The 25,289-nt window shown below is 72.9% G+C and carries 25 protein-coding genes; 11 read left to right on the forward strand and 14 right to left on the reverse strand.

What is annotated here, in order from left to right:
* Positions 1-16: 16 nt before the first annotated feature.
* Together KYY02_RS00225 and KYY02_RS00230 are read right to left on the reverse strand one after the other, a co-directional pair.
* Positions 17-2,098, reverse strand: a complete 2,082-nt coding sequence (locus KYY02_RS00225; protein ID WP_371235323.1) for a HelD family protein — start codon at positions 2,096-2,098, stop codon at positions 17-19.
* Between the two features lie 189 nt (positions 2,099-2,287).
* On the reverse strand, positions 2,288-3,175 hold the full coding sequence (locus tag KYY02_RS00230) for a helix-turn-helix domain-containing protein (RefSeq protein WP_371235324.1): 888 nt from the start codon (positions 3,173-3,175) through the stop codon (positions 2,288-2,290).
* 93 nt (positions 3,176-3,268) lie between these two features.
* Between KYY02_RS00230 and KYY02_RS00235 the strand changes: the two genes are divergently transcribed.
* The gene (locus KYY02_RS00235; RefSeq protein ID WP_371235325.1) at positions 3,269-4,141 is read left to right on the forward strand and encodes an aldo/keto reductase family oxidoreductase; all 873 of its coding nucleotides are present in this window, start codon (positions 3,269-3,271) and stop codon (positions 4,139-4,141) included.
* Positions 4,142-4,276: 135 nt separating this feature from the next.
* Positions 4,277-4,462, forward strand: coding sequence for a hypothetical protein (locus KYY02_RS00240; RefSeq protein ID WP_371235326.1), 186 nt, complete (start codon positions 4,277-4,279; stop codon positions 4,460-4,462).
* Positions 4,463-4,522: 60 nt separating this feature from the next.
* On the opposite strand, the gene KYY02_RS00245 is transcribed toward KYY02_RS00240, so the two are convergent.
* Entirely contained in the window at positions 4,523-5,278 is a 756-nt protein-coding gene (locus KYY02_RS00245; RefSeq protein ID WP_371235696.1) for a helix-turn-helix domain-containing protein, read from the reverse strand.
* A gap of 221 nt (positions 5,279-5,499) precedes the next feature.
* On the opposite strand from KYY02_RS00245, the gene KYY02_RS00250 reads away from it, so the two are divergent.
* The 3 genes from KYY02_RS00250 to KYY02_RS00260 are packed head-to-tail and all read left to right on the forward strand — an operon-like array spanning position 5,500 to position 7,933.
* The gene (locus KYY02_RS00250; protein WP_371235327.1) at positions 5,500-6,168 is read left to right on the forward strand and encodes a DUF4097 family beta strand repeat-containing protein; all 669 of its coding nucleotides are present in this window, start codon (positions 5,500-5,502) and stop codon (positions 6,166-6,168) included.
* Between the two features lie 20 nt (positions 6,169-6,188).
* Positions 6,189-7,145 carry an ATP-binding cassette domain-containing protein gene (locus tag KYY02_RS00255; protein WP_371235328.1) on the forward strand — a complete coding sequence of 319 codons (957 nt, stop codon included), beginning with the start codon at positions 6,189-6,191 and terminating at the stop codon, positions 7,143-7,145.
* Positions 7,142-7,933, forward strand: a complete 792-nt coding sequence (locus KYY02_RS00260; protein ID WP_371235329.1) for an ABC transporter permease — start codon at positions 7,142-7,144, stop codon at positions 7,931-7,933. Before KYY02_RS00255 ends, KYY02_RS00260 begins: the two co-directional genes overlap by 4 nt.
* A 124-nt stretch (positions 7,934-8,057) precedes the next feature.
* Here the strand turns inward: KYY02_RS00260 and KYY02_RS00265 are convergent, their stop codons facing one another.
* Together KYY02_RS00265 and KYY02_RS00270 are read right to left on the reverse strand one after the other, a co-directional pair.
* Positions 8,058-9,701, reverse strand: coding sequence for a DNA repair helicase XPB (locus KYY02_RS00265; protein ID WP_371235330.1), 1,644 nt, complete (start codon positions 9,699-9,701; stop codon positions 8,058-8,060).
* A gap of 513 nt (positions 9,702-10,214) precedes the next feature.
* The gene (locus KYY02_RS00270) at positions 10,215-12,839 is read right to left on the reverse strand and encodes a helicase-associated domain-containing protein (RefSeq protein WP_371235331.1); all 2,625 of its coding nucleotides are present in this window, start codon (positions 12,837-12,839) and stop codon (positions 10,215-10,217) included.
* 116 nt (positions 12,840-12,955) lie between these two features.
* Here KYY02_RS00270 and KYY02_RS00275 point away from each other — a divergent pair, with 116 nt between their 5' ends.
* Both KYY02_RS00275 and KYY02_RS00280 read left to right on the forward strand, forming a co-directional pair.
* Complete coding sequence (locus KYY02_RS00275) at positions 12,956-13,981, forward strand: hypothetical protein (protein WP_371235332.1); 1,026 nt, start codon at positions 12,956-12,958, stop codon at positions 13,979-13,981.
* A 237-nt stretch (positions 13,982-14,218) separates the two neighbouring features.
* Complete coding sequence (locus KYY02_RS00280; protein ID WP_371235333.1) at positions 14,219-14,848, forward strand: HAD family hydrolase; 630 nt, start codon at positions 14,219-14,221, stop codon at positions 14,846-14,848.
* Here the strand turns inward: KYY02_RS00280 and KYY02_RS00285 are convergent.
* A complete protein-coding gene (locus KYY02_RS00285; protein WP_371235334.1) occupies positions 14,830-15,114 on the reverse strand; it encodes a hypothetical protein in 285 nt (94 codons plus the stop codon). The two genes, KYY02_RS00280 and KYY02_RS00285, sit on opposite strands and share 19 nt — an antisense overlap.
* 164 nt (positions 15,115-15,278) lie before the next feature.
* On the opposite strand from KYY02_RS00285, the gene KYY02_RS00290 reads away from it, so the two are divergent.
* A complete protein-coding gene (locus tag KYY02_RS00290; RefSeq protein ID WP_371235335.1) occupies positions 15,279-15,662 on the forward strand; it encodes a cold-shock protein in 384 nt (127 codons plus the stop codon).
* Positions 15,663-15,693: 31 nt separating this feature from the next.
* Here KYY02_RS00290 and KYY02_RS00295 read toward each other — a convergent pair whose 3' ends face one another.
* The 4 genes from KYY02_RS00295 to KYY02_RS00310 all read right to left on the reverse strand — a co-directional run bounded on the left by KYY02_RS00295 (position 15,694) and on the right by KYY02_RS00310 (position 19,287).
* A complete protein-coding gene (locus KYY02_RS00295; protein ID WP_371235336.1) occupies positions 15,694-16,581 on the reverse strand; it encodes a 1,4-dihydroxy-6-naphtoate synthase in 888 nt (295 codons plus the stop codon).
* Positions 16,568-17,266 (reverse strand): futalosine hydrolase, encoded by a 699-nt coding sequence (locus tag KYY02_RS00300; protein ID WP_371235337.1) that lies wholly within the window; start codon positions 17,264-17,266, stop codon positions 16,568-16,570. Before KYY02_RS00300 ends, KYY02_RS00295 begins: the two co-directional genes overlap by 14 nt.
* Positions 17,267-17,289: 23 nt before the next feature.
* Positions 17,290-17,790 (reverse strand): DUF2771 domain-containing protein, encoded by a 501-nt coding sequence (locus tag KYY02_RS00305; protein ID WP_371235338.1) that lies wholly within the window; start codon positions 17,788-17,790, stop codon positions 17,290-17,292.
* A 63-nt stretch (positions 17,791-17,853) separates the two neighbouring features.
* Positions 17,854-19,287 (reverse strand): MFS transporter, encoded by a 1,434-nt coding sequence (locus KYY02_RS00310; protein ID WP_371235339.1) that lies wholly within the window; start codon positions 19,285-19,287, stop codon positions 17,854-17,856.
* A gap of 368 nt (positions 19,288-19,655) precedes the next feature.
* Between KYY02_RS00310 and KYY02_RS00315 the strand changes: the two genes are divergently transcribed.
* Complete coding sequence (locus KYY02_RS00315) at positions 19,656-20,582, forward strand: DUF3027 domain-containing protein (RefSeq protein WP_371235340.1); 927 nt, start codon at positions 19,656-19,658, stop codon at positions 20,580-20,582.
* 4 nt (positions 20,583-20,586) lie between these two features.
* Here the strand turns inward: KYY02_RS00315 and KYY02_RS00320 are convergent, their stop codons facing one another.
* The 3 genes from KYY02_RS00320 to KYY02_RS00330 form a co-directional block, all read right to left on the reverse strand.
* Complete coding sequence (locus KYY02_RS00320; protein ID WP_371235341.1) at positions 20,587-21,018, reverse strand: DUF4440 domain-containing protein; 432 nt, start codon at positions 21,016-21,018, stop codon at positions 20,587-20,589.
* Between the two features lie 133 nt (positions 21,019-21,151).
* On the reverse strand, positions 21,152-22,156 hold the full coding sequence (locus KYY02_RS00325; RefSeq protein ID WP_371235697.1) for a hypothetical protein: 1,005 nt from the start codon (positions 22,154-22,156) through the stop codon (positions 21,152-21,154).
* 502 nt (positions 22,157-22,658) lie between these two features.
* On the reverse strand, positions 22,659-23,195 hold the full coding sequence (locus tag KYY02_RS00330; protein WP_371235342.1) for an ATP-binding protein: 537 nt from the start codon (positions 23,193-23,195) through the stop codon (positions 22,659-22,661).
* Positions 23,196-23,354: 159 nt separating this feature from the next.
* Between KYY02_RS00330 and KYY02_RS00335 the strand changes: the two genes are divergently transcribed.
* Together KYY02_RS00335 and KYY02_RS00340 are read left to right on the forward strand one after the other, a co-directional pair.
* Entirely contained in the window at positions 23,355-24,233 is an 879-nt protein-coding gene (locus KYY02_RS00335) for a helix-turn-helix domain-containing protein (protein ID WP_371235343.1), read from the forward strand.
* A complete protein-coding gene (locus KYY02_RS00340) occupies positions 24,230-24,439 on the forward strand; it encodes a DUF397 domain-containing protein (RefSeq protein WP_371235344.1) in 210 nt (69 codons plus the stop codon). The genes KYY02_RS00335 and KYY02_RS00340 overlap by 4 nt, the downstream gene beginning before the upstream one ends.
* A gap of 75 nt (positions 24,440-24,514) precedes the next feature.
* Here KYY02_RS00340 and KYY02_RS00345 read toward each other — a convergent pair whose 3' ends face one another.
* The gene (locus KYY02_RS00345) at positions 24,515-25,141 is read right to left on the reverse strand and encodes a M23 family metallopeptidase (RefSeq protein ID WP_371235345.1); all 627 of its coding nucleotides are present in this window, start codon (positions 25,139-25,141) and stop codon (positions 24,515-24,517) included.
* Positions 25,142-25,289: the final 148 nt, after the last annotated feature.

The following is a 25,289-nucleotide window of genomic DNA, read 5'->3' on the forward strand; positions in this document are numbered from 1 at the left end:
TTGCCCGCATCGGTGGTTACGTCAGTTGGTCCGGCAGCGGGGCCGTGTGCGTCACGACCAGACCCGAGACCGCTCGGGTGAGGGCCACGTACAGGCGGCGCAGGCCCGTGCGTTCGTCCGGTTCGGCGTCCACCACCGCACGGGGTTCGTCCAGGACCACGTAGTCGTACTCCAGGCCCTTCGCCAGGGAGGCCGGGACCAGGGTCAGGCGGGTGGTGTGGGTCGTCTCCTCGCCGGGGGCGACGTACGCGATCCCGGCGGTCGTCAGCGCCCGCGCCAGTTCCGGGACGCGGACGTCCGCCGCGATCAGGCCCACCGAGCCCTCGTTGCGCAGGAGTTCGCGGCAGGCGGAGACCACGTCGTCCGTCCCCCCGGCCCGGCGGACCTCGAAGAGGCCCGGGTTCTCGCGGATCGACGCCACCGGGGTCAGGCCCGGCGCGATGTGCGTCAGGAGCCGGGAGGCGTAGGTGATGACGTCCGTGGGGACGCGGAAACCGGCCGTCAGCTCCTCGATCACCGCGTCCTGTTTGCCCAGGTGGGCCAACGCCTCCTCCCAACTGCGGGTCGCCCACGGGGTGGTGCCCTGGGCCAGGTCGCCCAGGACGGTCGCCGAGCCGGTCGTGCAGCGGCGGCCCACCGCCCGGTACTGCATGGGGGACAGGTCCTGCGCCTCGTCGAGCACCACGTGCCCGAGGGAGTGCGTGCGCTGGATGAGGTCGGCCGCCTCGTCGATCAGCACCGCGTCCGCCGCCGACCACTTCGCCGACTTCACCGAGCGCGCGGGCTTCGCCCACAGGACCGTCTTCTGCTCCTGCTCGTCGAGCAGTCCCTCCGCGTGCTCCGCCAGGAACTCCGCGTCGCCCAGCAGCCGCAGCACCAGCTTCGCCGGATCGACGGTGGGCCAGACCGCCTTCACCGCCGCCTTCACCGAGGCGTTGCGGGCCACCGCGTCCTGGACCCTGTCGTCCGGGGCCTCGCCCGCCCGTTCCATCTGCACCAGCACGGCGTGCGCGATGCGCTGCGGAAGGGCGTCGCGGGCGGCCCCGTAGCGGATGTCGCGGTCGAGCAACTGCCGGACGATCTCCTCCAGTTCGTACGCCGGAACCCGCCAGCGGCGCGATCCGCGCACGACCACGACCGGCTCGGTGGGCATCGTGACGTGGGAGTAGAGGGCCCTGCGCAGGACCCGCGCCATCCGGGCGTCGCCCTTGACCACCGCCGCCTGCGCCTCGTCCGTCCCGCGCACCTCCACGTGCGCCACCAGGTCGTCCACCGTGGCCTGCGCGACCGTCAGCTCGCCCAGCGCGGGGAGCACCTGCTCGATGTAGTGCAGGAAGGAGCGGTTCGGCCCGACGACCAGCGTGCCGGTGCGGGCGAGCCGCTCGCGGTGGGCGTAGAGGAGGTAGGCGACCCGGTGCAGACCGACGGCCGTCTTGCCGGTCCCCGGACCTCCCTGCACGCACACGCTGCCGGACAGCCCGGACCGTACGATCTCGTCCTGCTCGGGCTGGATCGTGGCGACGATGTCCCGCATCGGGCCGACGCGCGGACGCTCGATCTCCTGCTGGAGCAGCCTGCTGGTGGTGGCCGCCTCGGACGGGTCGGAGAGGTGCTCGTCCTCGTACGCGGTGAGGTCGCCGCCGGTGTAGCCGAAGCGGCGGCGCAGCGCGATGCCGTGCGGGTCCTTCCTGGACGCCCGGTAGAACGGCTGGGACACCGGCGCACGCCAGTCGATCACCATCGGGTCGCCGTCCGCGTCGTGCACGTGCCGGCGTCCGACGTAGAAGCGTTCCCCTTCCGCGCCCTCCGCCTGTTCGGCGCCGGGGGAGTGCAGGTGGTCGAGGCGGCCGAAGAACAGCGGGGTGTCGCCGAGGTCGGCCAGCGCCTTGATGCGCTCCCCGGTCTGGCGCTCCAGGACGGCCGCGTTGACCCAGTTCGCGGTGACGTCGCTGATGTCGAGGGCCTCGGCGTCCTCGCGCATGGCGCGCAGCGCGCAGCGGGACGCGGCGAGGTGGGCGCGTTCGCGGGCGAGCGGGTCGTCCGCGGGGGTGGTCGTGGAACCGTCTGCGGACTCGTCTACGGGCGTGGACGCGGACAAGGGGGTGCCTCCGGGGAACCTGCTGCTGGTTGCTGCGGCGGAATGCCGGCCGGTTTCCGTCCGGACGGCGGCGCTCCGTGAGGGGAGGCGGGCAAGAGCGGAGATTCTAGGACGCGGAACCGGTGCGGTCCAAACGGTTTGTGCGCCGGACGAGGGCGGGCACGGCGGGCACGCCCGTGGCCGCGCCGGTCAGCCCGTACGGGGCGAGCCGTCCGCTCCCCGCACGCCGGGCACGTCGACCGGCCGCCGCCCCGGTCCCGCGGTCAGCGAGGCGAGCAGGGCGAGCCGCTCGGCGTCCTCGGTCCCCGGCTCGGCGTGGTAGAGCGCGAGCATCATCCCGTCGGGGCCGTCGACGTCCAGTTTGGACATGGTGAGGTTCAGCCGGCCGACCTGCGGATGGTTCATCCCGATCGTTCCGTTGCCCGGCGGCCGGACGTCGTGGCGCGCCCACACCCGCCGGAACTCCTCGCTGGCCAGGGACAGTTCGCCGACGATCCGGACGACCCGCGGGTCGTCGACGTCGGACCCGAGACGTCTGCGGAAGGCGGCGACGCACCGGGACGCCGTGTGGGCCCAGTCCGTGTGCAGCGCCTGCTCGGCGGGGTCGAGGAAGAACGACCGGAGCCGGTTCTCCCCCACCCGCACGTTCGGGACCAGGGCGGCGGCGAGCGCGTTGGCCGCGACCACGTCGAGGGACCTGTCCGTCACGAAGGCCGGCAGCCCGACCGTCCGGAGCAGCTGTGCCGTGGCCGGCGGAACGGTCCGTCGCCGGGGCCGGCGACGGGTGCGGGGGCGCGGCGCGGCGAGCTGGTGGAGGTAGCCCGTGGCGGTGTCGTCGAGCCGGAACACCCGGGCCAGCGCGTCGAGGACCTGCGCCGACGGGTTGCGGTCGCGGCCCTGTTCGAGCCGCAGGTAGTAGTCGGAGCTGATGCCGGCGAGCATGGCCACTTCCTCACGGCGCAGCCCCGGGACGCGGCGCATCCCGTGGGCCGGCAGCCCGATGTCCTGGGGCGTCACCAGCTCCCGGCGCGCCCGGAGGTAGTCACCCAGCAGGTTCTCCTCAGGCATGTCCCTCATGCTAGGCGCGCGGGGCCGTTCGTTCCTGTCCCTGTCACTCCCAGGATCGGCGGGGACCTGGGCGGGGTGGCCGGGGACGTGGACGGTGGGGGCATGAGCACTCCGACCACATCCCTCCCCGGCGGCACCTGGACGATGGGCGATCTGACCGTCACCCGGTTCGGTTACGGGGCCATGCAGCTGACCGGCCCCGGCGTGATGGGGCCGCCGGCCGACCACGACGGCGCGCTCGCCGTCCTGCGCGAGGCCGTGCGTCTCGGCATCACCCACATCGACACCGCCGACGCCTACGGGCCGCACGTCACCAACCGGCTGATCCGCGAAGCGCTGCACCCCTACCCCGACTCGTTGCACATCGTGACCAAGGTGGGTGCGGTCCGCGACGCGCAGGGCGGCTGGCCCCCGGCCCGGGAGCCGGACGACCTGCGCCGGGCCGTCCACAGCAACCTCGAAACCCTCGGCGTGGAGTCGCTGGACCTCGTCGACCTCCGGCTCGGCGACGCCGAAGGCCCGCAGCCCGGCTCGCTCGCCGAGGCCTACGGGACCCTCGTCGAACTCCAGCAGCAGGGCCTGATCCGGCACCTCGGCCTGAGCAACGCCACCGCCGACCAGATCGCCGAGGCACAGACCATCGCCCCGTTCGTCTGCGTGCAGAACCTCTACAACCTCGCCCACCGTCAGGACGACGAACTCGTCGACCGGCTCGCCGAGCAGGGCATCGCCTACGTGCCCTTCTTCCCGCTCGGCGGTTTCAGCCCCCTGCAGTCCTCGGCGCTCTCCGCCGTGGCCGCCCGGCTCGGTGCCCGCCCGATGTCGGTCGCCCTGGCCTGGCTGCTGCACCGGTCGCCCAACATCCTGCTCATCCCGGGGACCTCGTCGGTGGCGCACCTGCGGGAGAACATCACCGGCGCGGGTCTCGCGCTGTCCGGTGAGGACCTCGCCGAGCTCGACAGGATCGGCCGCTGATCCGCCGGCTCGCCCCCTGGGGGACGAGCCGTCCCGGCTGAGGGGCACGGGTCCCCCGGAGACGTACCCGGAGGGCCGGCGGACCGGTCCCTTTGGCCGATGTCCGCCGCAGGGCCGGAGAGCGACCATGGAGACATGAGCGCAGCGACCCTCCACCCCACCACACCGCCGGTGCGGCCGGCCGGCGCGACCGCGTTCCAGGGCGGCCGTCCGCACCGCCTCGGCGACGCCCTGCGCGCCGTGAGGGTGTTCCTCGGCGCCGCCTTCGACGTGATCGTCCTCGGTGAGTACGGCGAGGAGGCGGGCGTCCGCCGCAGGTAGGCGGTGCCCCCCTCGCCCGCCCCGGGCCGCACGGCGGCCGTCGCGCCCGCGGTGGGCCGGTCACCGGTGGGCAGGTTCTTGTCCGGCGGTGTCGTCCGAGGCCGTCCCGGGTTTCGCGTAGAGGACCTCGCGGGCCTGCCCGGCGGCGCGGATCATGGTCTCGGCGACGAAGTCGAGAAAGCGGGCGGCGTTCTCCAGGCGCGTGGCGGCCGGTGTGCCGGGCCCCATGACGCCGACGCCCTGCCGGGAGGTCTCGGCCACCTGGGCGGTGGAACGGGCGCTGGCCATCATCGACTGGTACCAGATGTCCTCGTCGAAGACGTAGCGCTCACGGCGGCCTTCCTCGCGTTCCCGGCGGATGAGGCCCTGGTCCTCCAGGAACGTGATCGCCTTGGAGACGGACGCCGGGCTGACCTCGAGGCGCTGGGCGAGCTCGGCGGCGGTGAGGCTCCCGTTGTCGGTGAGGGTCAGGCAGGCCATGACCCGGGCCATCATCTTGGGCGTGCCCGACGCGATGAAGGCGGTGGTGAGCGTCTCCTCGTACTCGCGCACGGCCTCCGGGTCGCGTCCGTGCTCCTCCGGGAGCGCCTTCGGTCCCCGGGGTGCGGCCTGTCTGCGCCGGTGGGCGCGGCGTTCGGTGGCGCGGTGGGCCAGATCCGCGCGGTAGGCGGCGGGTCCGCCGTTGCGCATCACCTCACGCGTGATCGTCGAGGTGGGGCGGTCGAGACGTCTGGCGATCTCCGCGTAGGCGAGCCCGTCGGCCAGCCCCAGGGCGATCTGCTGGCGTTCCTGCTGGGTGAGCCTGCCTCCGGGCAACGCGGTCTCCTTCATGGTCCATGAGGCCTCCAGCATAGCGTTCACCCTTCATTCATTGCAACGAGCGGGATCTGCTTGTTGCGTTAAATTCCGAACCGTTGCAACGATATGTAGGCGCTGAACTGGATTAATGTATGTTGAGTGCAACAAGCTTGTTGCCGTAGTCGTGAACGCAACGTAGCGTTTCGGTTGTCAGAAACGACAAGCCGAAGGAGTGCACGATGCAGTTCGACACCCCCGCCCCCCTCTCGGTCGTCCTCGACGTCCCCGCGGGCCGCATCCGGTTCATCGCCGCCGACCGGGCCGACACCGTGGTCGAGGTCCTCCCCGCGGACGCCGCGAAGAGCCGCGACAGGAAGGCGGTGGAGCGGACCAGGGTCGAATACGACGGAGGCGTCCTGCGGATCGAGGGGCCGCCGGCGGACAACCGGTTCCTCGGCCCGTCCGGATCCGTCGAGGTCACCGTCCGGCTGCCCGTCGGCTCCCGCGTCGAGGCGAGGACGGCCGACGCGGAGCTCCGGGGCGTCGGCCGGCTCGGCGACGTCGCCTTCGAGGGCGCGCGGGGCCCGGTCGAGCTCGACGAGGCCGCAAGTGTCCGCCTCGCCGTCCTCGCCGGCGACGTCTCGGTCGGCCGCCTGGGCGGCCCCGGCGAGATCAGCACCCGGAAGGGCGACGTCCGCGTCACCGAGACCGTGCGCGGCACGGTCACGCTGCGCACGGGGCACGGCGACATCTCCGTCGGCGCCGCCCGCGGGGTCTCCGCCTCCCTGGACGCCGGCGCCGGCCACGGCCGGGTCCACAACACGCTCAGGAACGCCGACGGCGCCGCCGCCGGCCTCACCGTCCACGCGACCACCGCCTACGGCGACATCACCGCCCGCAGCCTGTGAACCTGGAGAGGAGACCCCCCGTGACCGGCTTGGCCATCGCGGCGAACGGGCTGCGCAAGTCCTACGGCGACAAGGTCGTGCTCGACGGCGTCGACCTGACCGTCCCGGAAGGCACGATCTTCTCCCTGCTCGGCCCGAACGGCGCCGGCAAGACCACCGCCGTCAAGATCCTCTCCACCCTCGTCACCGCGGACGCCGGCGACCTGCGCGTCGGCGGCCACGACCTCGCCACCGACCCCCGGGCCGTGCGGGCCGCGATCGGGGTCACCGGCCAGTTCTCCGCCGTGGACGGTCTGATCACCGGCGAGGAGAACATGCTCCTGATGGCGGACCTGCACCACCTCCCCAGGCGCGAGGGGCGGCGGGTGGCCGCCGAGCTGCTGGAGCGGTTCGACCTCACCGGGGCGGCGGAGAAGCCCGCCTCCACCTACTCCGGCGGCATGAAGCGCCGCCTCGACATCGCCATGACCCTGGTCGGCAGCCCGCGGATCATCTTCCTCGACGAGCCGACCACCGGCCTCGACCCGCGCTCCCGCCACACCATGTGGCAGATCATCCGCGAACTGGTCACCGGCGGCGTCACCGTCCTCCTCACCACCCAGTACCTGGAGGAGGCCGACGAACTCGCCGACCGCATCGCGGTGCTGAACGACGGCAGGATCGCCGCCGAGGGGAGCGCCGAGGAGCTCAAGCGCCTCGTCCCCGGCGGACACGTCCGGCTCCGCTTCACCGACCCGGCCGACTACCGGTCCGCGGCCTCCGCCCTGCCCGAGGCATCCCGGGACGACGGTGCCCTCGCCCTGCAGATCCCGAACGACGGCAGCCAGCGCGAACTGCGCGCCGTCCTCGACCGGCTCGACTCCGCCGGCGTCGAGGCGGACGAGCTGACCGTGCACACCCCCGACCTCGACGACGTGTTCTTCGCCCTGACCGGCGGCGCCGCCGTCCCCGCCCCGTCCAAGGAGGCCGTCCGATGAGCACCCTCGCCCTGGCCGTGCGCGACTCGTCCACGATGCTGCGCCGCAACCTCCTGCACGCCCGGCGCTACCCGTCGCTCACCCTGAACCTGCTGCTCACGCCGATCATGCTGCTGCTGCTCTTCGTCTACATCTTCGGCGACGCGATGAGCGCCGGCCTCGGGGACGGCGGAGGCGACCGGTCCGCGTACATCGCCTACATCGTGCCCGGCCTGCTGCTGATGACCATCGGATCCACCACGATCGGCACCGCGGTCTCCGTCTCCAACGACATGACCGAGGGCATCGTCGCCCGCTTCCGCACGATGGCCATCCACCGGGGCTCCGTGCTCATCGGGCACGTCCTCGGCAGCGTGCTGCAGTCGGTCGCGAGCGTGGTCCTCGTCGGCGCCGTGGGCGTGGCCATCGGCTTCCGCCCCACGGACGCCACGGCCCTGGAGTGGCTGGCCGCGTTCGGACTGCTCGTGCTGTTCACCCTGGCGCTCACCTGGATCGCCGTCGGCATGGGCCTGGTCAGCCCGAACGCCGAGGCGGCCAGCAACAACGCGATGCCGCTGATCCTGCTGCCGCTCCTGTCCAGCGCCTTCGTCCCGGTCGACGGGATGCCGGGCTGGTTCCAGCCGATCGCCGAGTACCAGCCCTTCACCCCCGCCATCGAGACCCTGCGCGGGCTGCTGCTCGGCACGGAGGTCGGCCACAACGGATGGCTGGCGGTGGCCTGGTGCCTGGGCCTGGCGGTGCTCGGCTACTTCTGGTCGGCCGCCAGGTTCACCCGGGACCCGAGGTAACCCCCCCCATGAGGGAACGAGCCGCGTCCCGCCCCAGGGCGGCGTACGCCGACACCGCGTCGGTGCGCGCCGCCCCGCCGGCGTTCCCGGCGGTCCGCCGCCGGGGCGCGTGCGCGGTCGCCGTTCAGCTGTCGGCCAGCAGCTCGTCCGCGTCCATGATCCGGTACGCGTACCCCTGCTCCGCCAGGAACCGCTGGCGGTGCGCCGCGAAGTCCTGGTCGATGGTGTCCCGGGCGACCACGGAGTAGAAGTGGGCCTGGTGCCCGTCGGCCTTGGGACGGAGCACCCGGCCGAGCCGCTGCGCCTCCTCCTGCCGTGACCCGAAGGTGCCCGACACCTGGATGGCGACCGTGGCCTCCGGCAGGTCGATCGAGAAGTTCGCGACCTTGGACACCACCAGGACGTTGATCTCGCCCTGCCGGAACGCGTCGAACAGCTTCTCCCGCTGGGCGTTCGACGTCTCACCCTTGATCACCGGCGCGTCCAGGTGCTCGCCCAGCTCGTCCAGCTGGTCGATGTACTGCCCGATGACGAGGATCTGCTGCCCCGCGAACCGCCGGACGATCGCCTCCGTCACCTTCCGCTTGGTCGCCGTCGTCGAACAGAACCGGTACTTCTCCTCCTGCTCCGCCGTCGCGTACGCCAGCCGCTCGGAGTCGGTGAGGCTGACCCGGACCTCCACGCAGTCGGCCGGGGCGATGTAGCCCTGCGCCTCGATCTCCTTCCACGGCGCGTCGAACCGCTTCGGGCCGATCAGCGAGAACACGTCCGACTCGCGGCCGTCCTCGCGCACCAGGGTCGCGGTCAGGCCGAGCCGCCGCCGGGCCTGGAGATCGGCGGTGAACTTGAAGACGGGCGCGGGCAGCAGGTGCACCTCGTCGTAGAGGATCAGACCCCAGTCCCGGGAGTCGAACAGCTCCAGGTGGGGGTAGATCCCCTTCCGCTTCGTCGTCAGCACCTGGTAGGTGGCGATGGTGACGGGGCGGATCTCCTTCTTCGTCCCGCTGTACTCGCCGATCTCGTCCTCGGTCAGCGAGGTCCGCCTCACCAGCTCGTGCTTCCACTGGCGGGCCGAGACGGTGTTGGTGACCAGGATCAGCGTGGTCGACTTCGCCTGTGCCATCGAACCGGCGCCTACCAGCGTCTTGCCCGCGCCGCAGGGGAGGACGACCACACCGGAACCGCCGTGCCAGAAGTTCTCCACGGCCTGCCTCTGGTACGGGCGCAGCGCCCACCCGTCCTCGACCAGCTCGATGGGGTGCGCCTCGCCGTCCACGTACCCGGCGAGGTCCTCGGCCGGCCAGCCCAGCTTCAGCAGCGTCTGCTTGATCTGCCCGCGCTCCGAAGGGTGCACGATCACCGTGTCGGGGTCGATGCGGGCGCCGACCAGCGGGGCGACCCGCTTGGAGCGCAGCACCTCCTCCAGGACCGGCCGGTCGGTGCTGGTCAGGACGAGGCCGTGCGCCGGGTGCTTGACCAGGCTGAGCCGGCCGTAGCGGTCCATGGTGTCGGCGATGTCGACGAGCAGCGCGTGCGGCACCGGATAGCGGCTGTACTGCACCAGCGCGTCCACGACCTGTTCGGCGTCGTGTCCGGCCGCCCGCGCGTTCCACAGGCCGAGCGGGGTCACCCGGTAGGTGTGGATGTGCTCGGGTGCCCGCTCCAGTTCGGCGAACGGCGCGATGACCCGACGGCAGTCGTCGGCCTGCTCGTGGTCGACCTCGAGGAGCAGAGTTTTGTCGGACTGGACGATGAGAGGACCATTCACGCGCGGCTGCCTTTCTGCGACGGGCTCGGCACGGGCACTGCACGGCCAAACCTCCAGTCTGCCCGATCGCGCGCGTCGGTGGTCCTGAGCGGACCGGGCCACATCAGTGAGGGCGGCGTGAGGTTGTTCACCAGCGCGCCCGGGGGTCACCCCTCGGCGACGAGCGCCCCCGCGGCGGCCGGGTTCGGCAACGGCAGCGCCGCGGCGGCCGGGGCGAGCACCGCGACGAGCGCGGGAGCGGAAGGACGGACGGCCGCCGCGCGGAACGGGGAAGGCGCGGGACCCCCTTGAAGGCGCGGGACCCCCTTCGTCTTCGGCCGACCGGGACGGGCCGGCCCCTGGACGAGGGGCCGGCCCGCAGCGAACGGGAAACGGATCGGAACAAGGAACGGATCGGAACGCGCAACGGATCGGACCGGAACGAGGACCCGATGCGCGACGCCCCACAAGCCTCACTCGTCGGGGGAACGGCCCGGCGTGGTGTGCATGGAGCCCGCCGTGCACCCGAACGGCTCAGTCCTCGTCGTCCGCCAGCTCCGCGACCCCCGTGATCCTGTGCAGCGGATACGTACGCACCTCGTCCGCGGTGTGGTCGTACGCCGTGACGAAGCCGCCCTCGACCCGGACCGGGGCGATGACGCGCTGGCTGGCCCCGCCCTCGGCGTTGACGTAGCCGATCCACAGCGCCTCGCCGGTGAGGACGGCTGCCTGCACGGTGGCGAGGGTCTCGGCGGCGGTCGTGCGGGGCGGCTCCCCGCGGCCCGGGTCGCCCCCGGCGGCCGGTTTGCGCGGGGCGGTGGAGGCGAGGTCGCCGGCGCGCACGGCGCGGAGCGCCGCCGCGAGCAGGGTGTCGTCGGGGACCGGCGGCCCGTCCGGGACCGGTGCGGGAGGGGTGCGCGGCGGGGTGCGGTGGGCGTCGGCCCGGGCGATCACCACGTCGCCCTCCGCGGACTCGGCGGCAGGCGCGAACCCCATCGCGCGCAGCCCTTCCAGCAGACCGGCCGGACCGGCCTGCGCGGCCAGCACGGTCGGGGCCAGCCGGCGCAGGCCCAGTCCCGCGGCCCGCTTGTCGGCGAGGATCTCGCTGAGCACGGCGTCGTCGTCGCAGCGGACGTAGGCCGAGGCGGCGCCCACCCGCAGGTGCCCGTGCCTGCGGGCGACGTCGTCGATGAGGTACGCCAGCGGCTGCGGCACCGGCGTACGGGAGTGCGCGGTGAGGAAGGCGTGCAGGTCGGAGGCGGTCCGTCCGGCGTCGAGGGCGCGCCGTACCGAGCCGGGCGTGAACCGGTAGACGGTCGCGCCACCCTTCGACTCCACGTCCGCGAGGACCCCCAGCATGTCGGCGAGCGGCCGCTCCAGCGGACCCGGCGCCACCGCCGTCAGATCGGCCTGGAGGAGCACGTGGTCCAGCGGTTCGGGCAGCAGCGGTGCGAGCAGCCGGGCGGCGGCAGCGGCGGCCGTGGCCCGTTCGGCGGAGGAGGGCGGCGCCGGCGCCGGGGCGGTCCTGTGGTGCACGGGCAGCTTGTCGCCCGGTCCCTCGGGCTCCGCCTCCGCCCGCCGGGCCGCGGGCGCGCCGATCAGCGCCCTCCCGTGCGCGGACAGGGCGCCGCGCCCGGTGATCCCGAGCATCTCCGCCTCGGAGAGCGTCCACCGCGCGACCCGCGCCCGCAGATCCTCACCGTCCCCCGCTGCCGGGGAGACCCCCGCTCCCGCGCCGTCGGCACCGCGAGCACCCTCCGCCGGTGACACGCCCGTCCCGGCGGGACCCCGCCCGACTCCGCGCGGCGGGCGCTCCCAGCGCAGCCGTGCCAGGAGCGACTCGGTGGCCGGAACCGCCCCCTCCGGGAGGCCGGCCAGCAGGGTCAGGACCCGGTGCCGTACCTCCGGGGCCGCCGAGCGGTCCAGGCCCGGGCCCAGGGCCGACAGCGCGCGGTCCTTCGCGTCCCGCCCGCCGACCAGCCCCGGCGTCCGCGTCGCCGCCAGCCACGCCGTGACCAGCTGCGCCCACCGCTCCGCGGCCGGCCGCTCGCGCCACTCGTCGTACTCCGGGGTCGCCGCGTACCGCTCGTCGGCCTCCCCGTCGGGGGCCAGCAGCCCGGCCGCGTAGGCGAGTTCCACCCAGAACGCGGCCACCGGCTCGGTCACGTCCAGTGCGACGGCGGTCCGCTTCAGGTCCCGCACGCTCAACCCGCCGGCCCGCAGCACCGCCGGGCCGCCCTCGTGCCAGTCCTTCAGCAGCTCCTCGACGGTCGTCAGCGCCGTGTACGCCTGCCCGGCCGCCGTCGCGTCCACCACCTGCGGACGGTGCGTGGCGGCGGCCCCGACGGGCGGAGGAAACGGCTCCGGCGTCCGGTGCGCCCGCCCGGCCCGCAGCCGCAGCGCCACCTCGCGCGGCAGGACGACCGTCCCGGGCGCCGTCGGCAGCAGCAGCCCCCGGTCCAGGAGCCAGCGCAGCCGGGGGCCGGGATCGGCGGTGACCTGCCCGTACGGCGGGCCCCACACCAGCCGCTCCAGCACCTCCACGGACTCGGCCGGCGCCTCGTCGAGCAGTGCGGACATCCGCGCCGGGTCGTCGAACAAGGCGGTCAGGGAGGCCACGGCGGACACCGAGTCGTGCGTCGACGGCAGCCCCACCGTCGCCACGATCTCCTGGATCCGTCCCGGCGACATCCCCGCCGTGGCCTCCCGCACCGTCGGGCCGAGCCCGGTCGGCGACGGGTGCTGCGGCGACGGCGCCAGCAGCTCACGGGCGGTCCGGACCAGCCGCAGCCGGTCGTCGCCGCCCCACACCAGAGCCTGCTCGCGCAAGCCGCCGAGCGCGTGCGGCAGCGCGGCGGAGACCGCCGGGTCACCGTCGTCGCCGGCCAGCAGTCCGAGCAGCTCCTCGTACGACGCCGGGTCCGCCGCGACGGCCAGCGCCTGCGCCGTCTGCAGCGTGAACCGGTCCAGCCGCTCCAGCGCCCGTACGACCGAGGCGCGGGTGCCGGCGCGGGTGGCGAGCTGGGTGAGGTCGGTGGGCACGGGTGTGATGAGGTCCGGCCGGCTGCGCAGCAGTGCGGCCAGGGAGACGTCGTCCCGCTCCCGAAGGGCCTCGGCGAGGGATCGGGGGGCCGCCGCGGGGTTCTCCTCGGTGCTCATCCGTCTCACGTTAGCGGGTGGTACGTCCGTGGAGTGCCGGGAGTTGGGTCGGCCGGCCCAACTCGCGGTACCGTCGGACGACGGTGTCCCGACGCATCCGTCCCGGAGGGGACTTCGTGGGTATCGAGAGCGACCAGGTCGTCTACGAGTATCTGAGCCGCGTCGGCGACGTGGCGCAGCAACGGCAGCTGCCGTCGGCGGCCCGCATGCGGCTGGTCGCCGAGCTGCGCGACGAGATCGACCGGCGCCGGGCGAAGGCCGTGGTCGATTCCCCCGCCGCGGTCCGCCGCATCATCTCCCGCATCGGCACACCGACCGAGGTCGTCACGGTGGCCGAGGACGCCTCCGGCGCCGCCCCGGGTGCCCCCGTCCCGAGCGCCGCCGCCCCCGCGCCGTCCGCCGCCGTCCCGGTGCAGCGGGAGCCGGAACGCGGCGCCGAGGCCCGCGGGGACCGCCCCAAGGGCATGCTGCGCCGGATCGTCCCCCGTCCCCGCCCGACCGGGACGCCGGACGGCGGCCCCGCCCCCGTCGGCGTGCCGTCCCCGCCGCACCGGGCCGGCACGGACGAACTCGGCGACAGCGCCACCCAGCCCGACTGGTGGCGGATGGACGGCAGCGCGTTCGGCGTCGGCGACGAGGTGCCGGGCTTCGTCGGCGGCGTCGAGATCCCCGAACTGCTCAAACCGCCCCCGGCGAAGGAGGAGAAGGCGGAGGAGACGCCGCCCGGCCCGGCCGCCGTCACCGCCGCCCCCGAGGCGGAGCCCGCCGCCGCCTCCCGCCGCCGCCTCCCGCGCCTCCCCTCCGGCCGCTGGAGCAACCCCCTGCTCCTGCTCGCCGCCGGTCTGCTGGTCGCGGGAACCGTGATCGGCGACTGGCGCGCCCTGATCCTGGGCTGGCTCATCGCCTACGCCTCCCGCCGCCTGACCCAGGCGGAGGTCAAGTGGGCGGTGGTCGTCCTCCCCGGTCTCGCGCTCGCGGGCGGCGTCGTCTGGCTCTGGGGCAGGACGGAGGGCCGCTGGGGCGCTCCCGTCCCCCAGGGCCGGATGAACGACGCGATCTCCGAGACGTGGCCGTGGGTCGTCCGGGCCGCGGCCCTCGCCACGGCCCTGTTCCTGGTCTGGCGCTCCCAGCGCCGACGCTGAGCCGTCGGCTGCGTTCAGCCCCTCCGGCGTTTGAGGAGCGGGGGCCCGGGGGCGGCGCCCCGAGGACGGGACGGGACGGGACGGGAAGGGGCGGGCGACGACCCGCCCCGGGCGTCCGGCTGCGCTCACGGCGCCGGCCAGGTGCCGCTGCGCCCACCCGGGCCGCCCCAGCGCCCGACTGCCCGCAGCCGGGTCAGGCCCGACTGCCCGCAGCGGGCGCTGGGCACAATGGCCCACATGGCCCTCACCGCCCTCCTCCCGCCCACCGTCGGCTTCGACCTCGACATGACGCTCATCGACTCCCGCCCCGGCATCCGCGCCTGCTACCTCGCACTGGCCGAGCGGACCGGGACGTACATCGACGCCGACCTCGCGGTCGGCCGGCTCGGGCCGCCGCTGGTGGACGAGCTGGTCAACTGGTTCCCGGCCGAGCGGGTCGACGAGGTGGCGGACCTGTACCGGGAGATGTACCCGGGGTACGCCATCGCGCCCACGCCCGCCCTGCCCGGCGCCCGTGAGGCGATAGCGGCCGTACGGGAGGCGGGCGGGCGGGCGATCGTCGTCACCGCCAAGTACGAGCCCAACGCCAAGCTGCACCTGGCCCACCTCGGGATCGAGCCGGACGCCGTGATCGGCGACCTGTGGGCCGAGCGGAAGGCGCTCGCGCTGCGCGAGCACGGGGCCGCCGTCTACGTCGGCGACCACCTGGGCGACGTGCGCGGCGCGCGGGCCGCCGGCGCGCTGTCCGTCGCGGTCGCCACCGGCCCGTACGGCCCCGACGCGCTGCGCGAGGCCGGCGCGGACGTCGTCCTCGCCGGTCTGACGGAATTCCCGCGGTGGTTTTCGGACTACTTCTCGGGCCGCTGACCGGAAACCGGCCCGGAAACCTGTCCCGCCCGTGCCCGACGGCGTCCCGCCGCGACCGAACGCAGTACGCCCGCGCCGGCCATCAGGAATCCGATAGCCATGAACATGCTCAGTCCGAACATGTACGTCGGAAAGGGTGTCGTACCGAGGAACAACGGGGCCACGGTGACCAGCGTGGCCACGGCGCCGACGAAGAAGACGAGGGCGCCGGCACGGACCAGGCCGTCACCGGGCGCGGGGGAATTCGCTTGGTTTTTGTCACGCACCGGACCAGGGTAGTTCCCAGCGCGAAAGAACAACCGGGTGACGTCTTGTCAGCGGCCTGAAGACCATTAGCCTTGGTGGTGGCGGGTCATCGGGCCCGCCCGAGTGCTATCCAGAGCCGATTTCCGAAGCAGTTTTCCCTACGAGTACGAGGACGAGGACGGACGTGCCCACCGGCAAGGTCAAGTGGTTCAACAGCGAGAAGGGCTTCGGCTTTCTCTCCCGTGACGACGGCGGCGACGTCTTCGTGCATTCCTCGGTCCTCCCCGCCGGAGTCGAGGCCCTCAAGCCGGGCCAGCGCGTGGAGTTCGGCGTGGTCGCCGGACAGCGCGGCGACCAGGCCCTCTCCCTGACCGTCCTGGACCCGGCCCCGTCGGTCGCGGCGGCCCAGCGCAAGAAGCCGGACGAGCTGGCCTCCATCGTCCAGGACCTGACGACCCTGCTGGAGGGCATCACGCAGCCCCTGGAGCGGGGCCGCTACCCCGACCGCGCGGCCGGAAAGAAGATCGCCGGCCTGCTCCGCGCGGTCGCCGACCAGCTGGACGTCTAGGACGCCTGGGACGCCTGGGACGTCCTGGCCTTCAGCGGAACCGCAGCGCGTCCGGGCCGAGGGGCGGCACCAGCCCCTCGGCCGCCGCGCGCGTGAGCAGCCCCCGTACGGCCGCGTACCCGTCCTCGCCCAGATCGGCCGTGAACTCGTTGACGTACAGCCCGATGTGCTGGTCGGCGACGGCCGGGTCCATCTCCTGGGCGTGCTCCATGACGTACGGACGCGACACCTCGGGCTCGTCCCAGGCCATCCGCACGGACGTGCGGATGGAGTCGGCGAGTCGTGTCAGCGTCTCCTCGCCCAGCGACCGCTTCGCGATGATCGCGCCCAGCGGGATCGGCAGCCCGGTGGTCCGCTCCCAGTGCTCGCCCATGTCGGCCAGCCGGTGCAGCCCGTAGTTCCGGTACGTGAAGCGCGCCTCGTGGATGACGAGTCCCGCGTCGACCTTCCCGTCCCGCACGGCGGGCATGATCTCGTGGAACGGCATCACCACGATCTTCCCGACCCCGCCCGGTACGACGTCCGCCGCCCACAGCCGGAACAGCAGGTACGCCGTCGACCGCTCGCTCGGCACGGCGACCGTGCGGCCCACCGGTCCCCCCCTGCCGAAAGCGTGGGAGGCGCCCCCGCCGCCCTCCTCCCGCACCAGTAGCAGCGGCCCGCAGCCCTGCCCCAGCGCGCCCCCGCAGGGCAGCAGGGCGTAGTCGTCGAGGATGTACGGCAGCACCGCGTACGACACCTTCAGCACGTCCAGCTCACCGCGCTCGGCCATGCCGTTGGTGAGGTCGATGTCGGCGAACGTCACGTCGACGGCGGGCGCGCCGGGGACGCGGCCGTGGGCGAGGGCGTCGAAGACGAAGGTGTCGTTCGGGCAGGGGGAGTAGGCGATCCGCAGCCGCTGCTGCTCAGGGGTGGTCATGCCGGTTCCAACTCTCGAGGACGGGCGCGAGCTTCCCGAAGCCCTCGGTGAGGGCCGTCAGGGCGTCGCCGATGCGCCAGGCGGCGCGGTCGCGCGGGCCGACGGGGTTCGACACCGCCCGCACCTCCAGTACGGGCACGCCGTGCGCGGCGGCGGCCTCGGCGACCCCGAAGCCCTCCATGGCCTCGGCGAGGGCGCGCGGGTGACGGGCGCGGAGCGCGGCGGCGCGGTCGGCGGTGCCGGTCACCGTCGACACGGTGAGCACGGTCCCGGTGAGCGCTCCGGCCGCGGCGGCGGCCTGCCGTACCAGGGCGGCGGGCGGCCGGTGGGCGACGGTGCCGAAGCCGAGGTCGGTGACCGGCAGGAAACCGTCGGCCGTCTCGGCGCCCAGGTCGGCCGCGGTGATCTCGTCGGCCACGACGAGACGGCCGAGGGGCGCGTGCGGCGGGAAACCGCCGGCGATCCCGGCGGAGACGACCAGGCCGTAGGGCCGACCGTCGAGGGCGGCGGCGGTGAGCGCGCCGGCCGTGGACGCGGCGGCGAGCGCCGGGCCGACCCCGGCGGCGAGCAGGTCGGGCCCGCCGGGGACCCGGTGCAGTGTCGCCCCGGGCAGGGGGAGTTCCCGCACCGGCCCGGAGAACGCCCCGGCCACCGCGTCCCGCTCGACGGGGACCGCGGTGGCCACGAGAACGCGTGACGGCGACGTGATCAGTCGTCCTGCTTCTTCAGCCGGAAGGACCACAGACCCGTGGCCGACTCCTCGCCCTCCTTGATCGACACCAGGGTCGAGTCGCCCTGCGCGCCGTACTGGGCGTTGAAGAACACGCTGCCCGGGATGGCCTGGTAGGTCTTCTTGCTGGATTCGACCAGCGGCTGACCGTTCATCAGGATGGTCCAGCCGTTGTCGGCGATGTCCGGGTCGACGCCGAAGCGCACGGTCTCGGTGGGGTCGACGGAGATCTCGTCGATGCCCTTGTCCTTCAGGCACTCGTTGAGCGTCTTGGAGCTCAGGGCCTCGCCCTCGCCACCGCAGGTGGCCTCCGAGCTCACGGAGTCGTCGCCCACCGTGATGGTGGCCATCGACGTCGGCTTGTCACAGGCGGCCAGGACGAGCAGTCCGGCGGATACGGCGCCGACGGCGGCGACGGCACGGCGGCGTCGCACAGCGCGGTGACTCATAGCGGCTGCGCCGCGGGGCAACGTGGTCATGGGGCGAAGGCTATCTGGCGCGTCCGCCGCACCCCCCATGCGGGGTACGGCGTGGCCGTGGTGTTACGCCACACGCGCCCGCCCCGCGTTCCCCTGCCGGGCCGAACGGATCAGCCCGCGGACCGTGGTCAGCCAGCCCGCGGCGACGATCGTCGCGCCCACCGCCAGCCCCAGCGCGCCGATCAGCGGCATCGCGATGCCGATCGCGCCGCCCAGCACCCACGCCATCTGCAGCAGCGTCTCCGAGCGCGCGAACGCCGACGTCCGTACCAGTTCGGGCACGTCCCGCTGGATCAGCGCGTCCAGCGACAGCTTGGCCAGCGCCTGCGCGAACCCGGCGATCGCGGCGAGACACGCCACCAGGACCGAGCCGAAGAACGCGGCGGCCAGGGTCGCCGCGCTCGCCACGCACGCCACCACCGTCACGATGATGATCTCCGGGGCGCGCGACCGCAGCCACGCCCCGACCGCCGTACCGAGCGCGTTGCCCGCGCCTGCCGCCACGCCCACGATGCCGAGCGACACCGCGGCGTTCTGACCCGTCATCGGGTGCTCGCGCAGGAGGAAGGCGAGGAAGAAGATCAGGAAGCCGGTGAGGCAGCGGATGGAGGCGTTGGCGCCGAGCGCGTGGGTGACGGCCGGGCCGACCGTGCGCAGTCCCGGGCGCTTCTCCGAGGCGCTGTGCGGGCCGTGCAGGTGCCGCTCGTCGGCGGCGAGCAGCGCCACGTCCTCGCCCTTCGCGGAGTCCACCTTCGGCGGCAGCCGGAAGGACAGGAACATCCCGGTCACGAAGATCGCGAACGCCCCGTACAGCGGCCAGCGCGGCCCGATCTGCTGCAGGCCCGCGCCGATCGGCGCGGCGATCCCGGTCGCCAGCAGCCCGCCGAGCGTCACCCGCGAGTTCGCCTTCACCAGGGAGAAGGCGGGTGGCAGCAGCCGTGGCACGACCGCGCTCCTGACCACGCCGTACGCCTTGGACGCGACCAGCACGCCCAGCGCCGCCGGGTACAGCTCCAGTCCGCCGGTGACGACCGCGCCGGACAGGACCAGCGCGAGCAGCGCCCGGGCGAGCATCGCGCCGGCCATGGCGGCGCGGCGGCCGTGCGGGAGGCGGTCCAGGAGCGGGCCGACCACCGGGGCGAGCAGGGTGAACGGAGCCATGGTGATGGCGAGGTAGAGGGCGACCCGCCCGCGCGCCTCGTCGGTCGGCACCGAGAAGAACACGGTGGACGCCAGCGCGATCGTGATCATGACGTCGCCGGCGCCGTTCACGCCGTGCAGTTCGATCAGCTTGCCGAGCCCGGACTCCCCGGCGCCGTGCGCGTGGGTCGCCCGGCGGATGCCCCGTGCGGTTCCGGTCACCGGCAGGTGCAGGGCACGTCCGAACGCGCGAAGAGGGCCGCCCGCCCGGTTCGTCCCGAAGCGTCGGCCGCTGCCCCTGACCCCTTTCGGCCCACCGGTCCCGGTGGCGTCCTGGGGTGTCCTCGCGGTAGCCACGACGCCATAGTGCCCCGGGAAGGCGGTGTGTAATGCCGTATCACCGTGGACGCCGTCCGGGGTGCGGCTGTACGGCGGAACGCCGGGGGCGGCCGGAAACCCGTCCCCGGAGGCTGCCGGGGAACCGGCCCCGGGGGCGGCCGGAAACCCCTGGAAACCGGCGCGCGGGACTCCGTAACAACCGTCGGTGTAGGCCCAGGGCACGCGAGCAGGTAGCGTGCGTATCTCAGCCATCCCGCAGAATGGATGGAGGCGCGCCCGAGCACGTTGCGGCGCGGACGTCGACGCGGTCCCACTGTCCGCTCCGTCCGCCCCCCGCGCTCGGGAGTGGCGCACTCGTGAGACGGCGTAGGAGAGAAGCGATACCTGTGAGCGCAGCGACAACGCGAAGCCGCACCCCCGACCGCCTGTGCGCCGAGGCCGTCGACCTCGCCCGCGCCGCAGCCGAGGAGGTCGCCGCGCCCGGGGTCGTGGGCGAGCACGAAGGGCTGGTCTCCGAGGGCGACCGTGTCGTCACCCACTTCTTCGGGTGCCACGAGCCCGGCTACCGCGGCTGGCGCTGGGCCGTCACCGTGGCCCGCGCCTCCCGCGCCAAGATCGTCACGGTCGACGAGGCGGCGCTGCTGCCCGGCCCCGACGCGGTCCTCGCACCGGAGTGGGTGCCGTGGAGCGAGCGGCTGCGCCCCGGTGACATGGGCCCCGGTGACCTCCTCCCCACCGACGCCGACGACCTGCGCCTGGAGCCCGGCTTCTTCGGCGAGGAGGAGCCCCCGCCGAACTCCGCGGTGTCCGGCGAGATGGCCGACCTGGTGGAGGCGGAGGACGCCGAGGTCACGGAGGGCACCCCGGCCCACCTGGCGGTGACCCCGTCCCGCGGCACGATCGCGGCGATCGCCGGGGAACTCGGCATGCGCCGCGCCCGGGTCCTGTCCCGCTACGGCCTGCACACCGCCGCCGACCGCTGGGAGGAGGCGTTCGGCGCGAAGACCCCGATGGCGCAGGCGGCCCCCGCCTCCTGCATGTCGTGCGGCTTCCTCACTCCCATCGGCGGCTCGCTGGGCCAGGCGTTCGGGGTGTGCGCCAACGAGTTCTCCCCGGCCGACGGCCACGTCGTCTCCCTGGCCTACGGCTGCGGCGGCCATTCCGAGGCCGCGGTCATGCCGAAGCCCCCGCAGCCGGCCCCGCCGGTCATCGACGAGACCCGCGTCGACCCGTTCCCCCTCCGCCCGTCCCCCGACTCCGGCTCGGTCCCGGCGACGGAGGACACGTCGGCGGCGGAGCTGGGGCACTCGTAGGACGTCATCGCAGGTTGTCCCCCCAGCCGCCCTGGACCATGGTCTGGAACGCCCACTTCCCGTCCCGTCTGAGCAGGATGTCGGCATAGCGGAGCCGCTGGGACTCGCCGTCGGCGGTCATGGTCGAGTCCGTGAAGACCACGGCCATCGAGGGGGACAGGAACACCGGGGTCCGGGTGGACTCGAAGGTGGTGTCCTGACCCCCCTCGCCCATCACCTGGGTCATGACCGCGACGAACCGCTCCCGGCCCCACTGCGCCGACCGCCCGTCGCCCGCGGAGTCGTCACTCACGAGGTTGAGGGGGAACACGGCCAGGTCCGCCATGCGCTCGACGTCACGCTTCGCGCTCGCCGCGTCGTACTCGGCGAACCACGCGTCGAGGCTCGCACGGTCCTGCGCGGTCGGGGTGTATCCGGTGTCGGGGAGGTGGGTCATACGGGCTCCTTCGAAGAGATGGCTAGTCAAATTTGTCTAGCGGTCGACGGGGAAGTTCTTGCCCCTCGCGAGGCCTGGTCAAGCTCACGAGCTATGCCCCCTGATGCGACCTGAGTCACATCAGGGGTGGGGTCTACTGGCCCTCGAAGACCTCTTCGGCCTTCGGGGCGGTCACGGCGCGGGCGAGCCAGTGGCGGAGGAGGTCGGGGTCGGTGCAGTCCGTGATGCGGCTGCGGACGTCGTCGGAGACGTCGAGGCCACGCTGCTCCAGGACGAACAGGATGTCCTCGGCGCGGCCCTCGACGCGGGCTTCCTGCCGGACTTCCCGCCGGACTTCTTCGCGGACTTCCTGCCGGACTTCCCGCTGGACTTCTTCGCGGACTTCCTGCCGGACTTCCCGCTGGACTTCTTCGCGGACTTCCTGCCGGACTTCTTTTCGGACTTCTGCCCGAACCTCTTCGGCGAGGTAGGACTTGTAGAAGGAGAGGTCCACGGCCACCAGGTTCCTCCAGAGGTGCTTGGCCGGGTTCTTGCCCAGGCCCTGTGCGGTGAATTCGATGAGGGGACTCGCGATGTCTTCGGGCTCGTCCCGCAGTGCGGTGGACAGGGCCTTCAGTATCGCATCGACGACCGGTTCGGCAGCGTGTGTGATGGCCGCCAGACTGGCCAGGGCCAGGTCGGCGCGGGCTTCCTCCGGATCGGTGATCACGGGCATGTTGTGCGGGCCTGCGACCACGGGGTGAAGGGTGAGAGTGGGCATCTGGGGCGGTCCGCAGCTCACCGACTGCTCGGCCCATTTGGCCGTGGCGTGGTCCTGGCACACGACCAGGAGGGCCGTGGGCAGACGGTACTTCGTCCACAGGTAGGCGGTGTAGTACGCCCAGCTCGCCGGCTTGTCCGGGTGCTTCCTGCTCTGGGCCTCGACAGCCAGGAGGAAGGCGCCCTGCTCCGCGGTCTCGAACCGGAGGAGTGTGTCGACCCGGCGTTCGACGGGGTTGGTCTCCGTCAGGTCGGTCGGCAGGGCTGTCGCCTTCACCGGGGTGGGGATGTCGACTCCGAGGAAGCGCGAGACGCGGCTGAAGAGTCCGGGGTCGTGCTGGAAGATGCGGTGCATCGCCTCATGGGGCGGGCTGACCATGGGTTTCCTTACTGGCTTCAGGGGTGAGCGGCGGCTGTGCGGCAGGCGCGGCAGAGGGTTTCGGTTACGGGGCGCGGAAGGCGTGGCCGCAGTCGTCGCAGCCGTCGCAGTTGCGCAGCGGGCGGTGAGGCTCTTGATGTCCACGGGGATGCCGGTGGGCGGCGACTGGATGTGGCAGCCGGGGCCGATCGCGAGCAGCGACAGTTCGGGGTGCTGGGTGAGGTGGTTGCCGATCACCACGAAGCGGGTGGTGTGGCGGGTGTTCTCGTGGACGACGTCGCCGGTGTGGTGACGCGATCGGGTCGGATTGCGGTCGGCGGCTGACTGGAGACGCGGGGGCGCGCTAGTGTTTTGGGTGTCCATCGGGAAGGGCTTGACTTCCTTGGTGGTCAGGCCCTCGCAGTGGGATGCCAGTCCCGGCGGGGGCCGAGGTCTTTTTCGGGTGGTGCGCGCTGAGCGTAGAGGTGTCGGGGGTTCGGAAATCCGGCTGATCCGGTGATGTTCACCCGCCCGAGCGATCGCGCGCCTCGGGCGGGAAAGGGTGGGGCCCGGTGGGGTTTCTTTCCCGAAGTTCCTGTTCGGGAAAGGCGCCGACGGCGCCGGAGCTGCAGGTCCCGGGTTCCGGCGATGTAAGTCGCAGTTCGGCCCAGACGGTCTTGCGTGGGAAGCGCCCCTCGGACACACCCCAGCGATCGGCGAGCGCCTCGACCAGCAACAGGCCCCGGCCGGACTCGGCCTCGGGGGAGGCCGGCCGTGGGTCGGGGAGGCGTTCGCCGCGGGTGTCGGTGACCTCGATACGGAGGGTGTCGGCGACGACGTAGAGCGTGAGCCGGAAGCCCCTTCCCGCGACGCGACCGTGGGTCGCCGCGTTGGCGGCCAGCTCCGCGATGACCTGACGGGCAGGATCCATCGGCAGCCCCCAGGAGCGGAGTTGTTCCGCACCGAGCAGACGGGCGAGACGGGCGCCGCGTGGGGTGGGGGAGAGCGGCACGGTGAAGTTGCGGACGGGGGTGGCAGGGTCGGCGGTTCGCTGATTCACATCACCCAGCGTGGCCGGATCTGCGTACCGTGATGAGTAACTCAACGCGTACGTATGGTCACTGTCCGGTGGTTGTCCGGTGCTGTCGTGGCTGTGCCGACGGTTGGTACGGGTAGGGCGCCGGGAGCGTCATGGGCGGTTCTGAAGGAGAGGTGCGGCATGACGGCGGTCGAGGTGGAGACGGGTCGGCTCAAGGAAGAGGCGGACGAACCGGGTTGGGAGGTCGACCCGGACGACGAGTGGGGCGTCGCGGTCATCACGACCGTCGGACGGCAGTTGAAGCTGCGCCGTGAGGCCGTGGGTATGCGGGCCGCCGAGTTCGGCAGGGTCGTCGGCTACGGCGAGGACATGATCTACAAGATCGAGGGCGGCAAGCGGATCCCTCGCCAGGAGTTCCTGGACAAGGCGGACGAGGTCCTGAGCGCGGGCGGCCTCATCGCAGCGGCCTGGGAGGACGTGAAGAAGGTCCGGTACCCGAGGAGCGTGCGGGTGCTGGCCGAGCTGGAAGCCAAGGCGGTCGAACTCGGGGTGTACGTCGGGCTCAGCATTCACGGCTTGCTGCAGACGCCGGAGCACGCGCGTGCTCTGTTCGAGGCGTGGCAGCCGCCGTACTCGGAGGAGGAGGTGGAGCGCCTGGTCGCTGCTCGCATGGCACGCAGGTCGATCTTCGAGCGTTCCCCGGCGCCTGCTCTCAGCTTCGTCCTGGAAGAGGCGACTCTCCGCCGACGGGTCGGAGGCACAATGGTGTGGCGTCAGCAGCTCGAACATCTGCTGGAGGTGGCCCGGTTGCGCAACGTCACGTTTCAGGTGATGCCGACGAGCGCGGGTGCCCATCCCGGTTTGGACGGCAGGATCGAGGTGCTGAAGTTCGCCGACGGCGCGGCGGCAGGCCGTTCCGACGGTGCCTTCAACGGTCGACCGACTTTTGACCCGAAGCAGCTGCGGATCCTTGAGCTGCGGTATGGGACGATCCGAGCGCAGGCTCTCACCCCTCGGGAGTCGCTGGCCTTCGTCGAGCAAGTGCTGGGAGAGACATGATCCGCAAGGCTTCTACCGGGGATGCTTCCGAACTGGCGTGGTTCAAGAGCAGCTACAGCGACGGCCCTGACGGCAACTCCTGCGTCGAACTCGCCCTCACCCCCGGCACCGTCCACGTCCGCGACTCCAAGAGCGCCGCGGGCCCCCGCCTCACCTTCACCCCCGATACCTGGGCACGTTTCGTCCCGTACGCGTCCGAGGGCTGAGCGCCGAAAGCGACCCCGAGGACGGGCGCGGGGCCGTCCTCGGGGTCGCTCGGGTGCTGCTGTGCGCGCGGCGGGTCAGACCGTCACGCCGTGGGCGCGCAGGAACTTCGCCGGGTCCATGGCGGAGCCGTAGTTCGGGGTGGTGCGGATCTCGAAGTGCAGGTGCGGGCCGCTGGAGTTGCCGGTGTTGCCGGACAGGGCGATCTTCTGTCCGGTCTTGACGATCTGGCCGGCCTTCACGTTGACCTGCGACAGGTGGGCGTACTGGGAGTACGTCCCGTCGCCGTGGTTGATGACGACCGCGTTGCCGTACGCGGGGCCGTCGCCGGCGCCGTTGGGGCCGGCCTTGACGACGGTGCCGCCGTGCGCGGCCAGCACCGCGGTGCCGGTCGGGACGGCGTAGTCCTGGCCGCTGTGCTTGGACGCCCACATGCCGCCGTTCTGGGCGAAGCTCGCGGACAGCGCGTAGCTCTTCACCGGGGAGACCCAGGAAGCCGTCGTCGCCTTCTTGGCGGCGGCCTGCTTCTTGACGGTGGTCTGCGTCTGGACGGCGGTGGCAGCGCCGGGCGCGGCCGTGTTCTCGGCGGCGACCGCGGCCCCGACTCCCAGGACGACCGTGGCGCCCATACCGGCGGCCAGGACGGCGGCGCGAGTGCGGGCCAGGGGCGTACGGGGGAAACGGGACGTGACGCGCTGGGACATCGAAACCTCGTGGGTGAGGGGGCGGGGGAAGCCACCGGCGGAACGGGTCCGTGCCGCGGTGGCCGTTCCTTGGTAACGGCCACCGCCCAAAAGCCGCAAAGGTGTGACCTACGACGAAAGGCCGTACTCCGGACATGAGGCGCACGTC

The sequence above is a fragment of the Streptomyces pimonensis genome, from assembly GCF_041380215.1.
In the GTDB taxonomy this organism is placed as follows: domain Bacteria; phylum Actinomycetota; class Actinomycetes; order Streptomycetales; family Streptomycetaceae; genus Streptomyces; species Streptomyces pimonensis.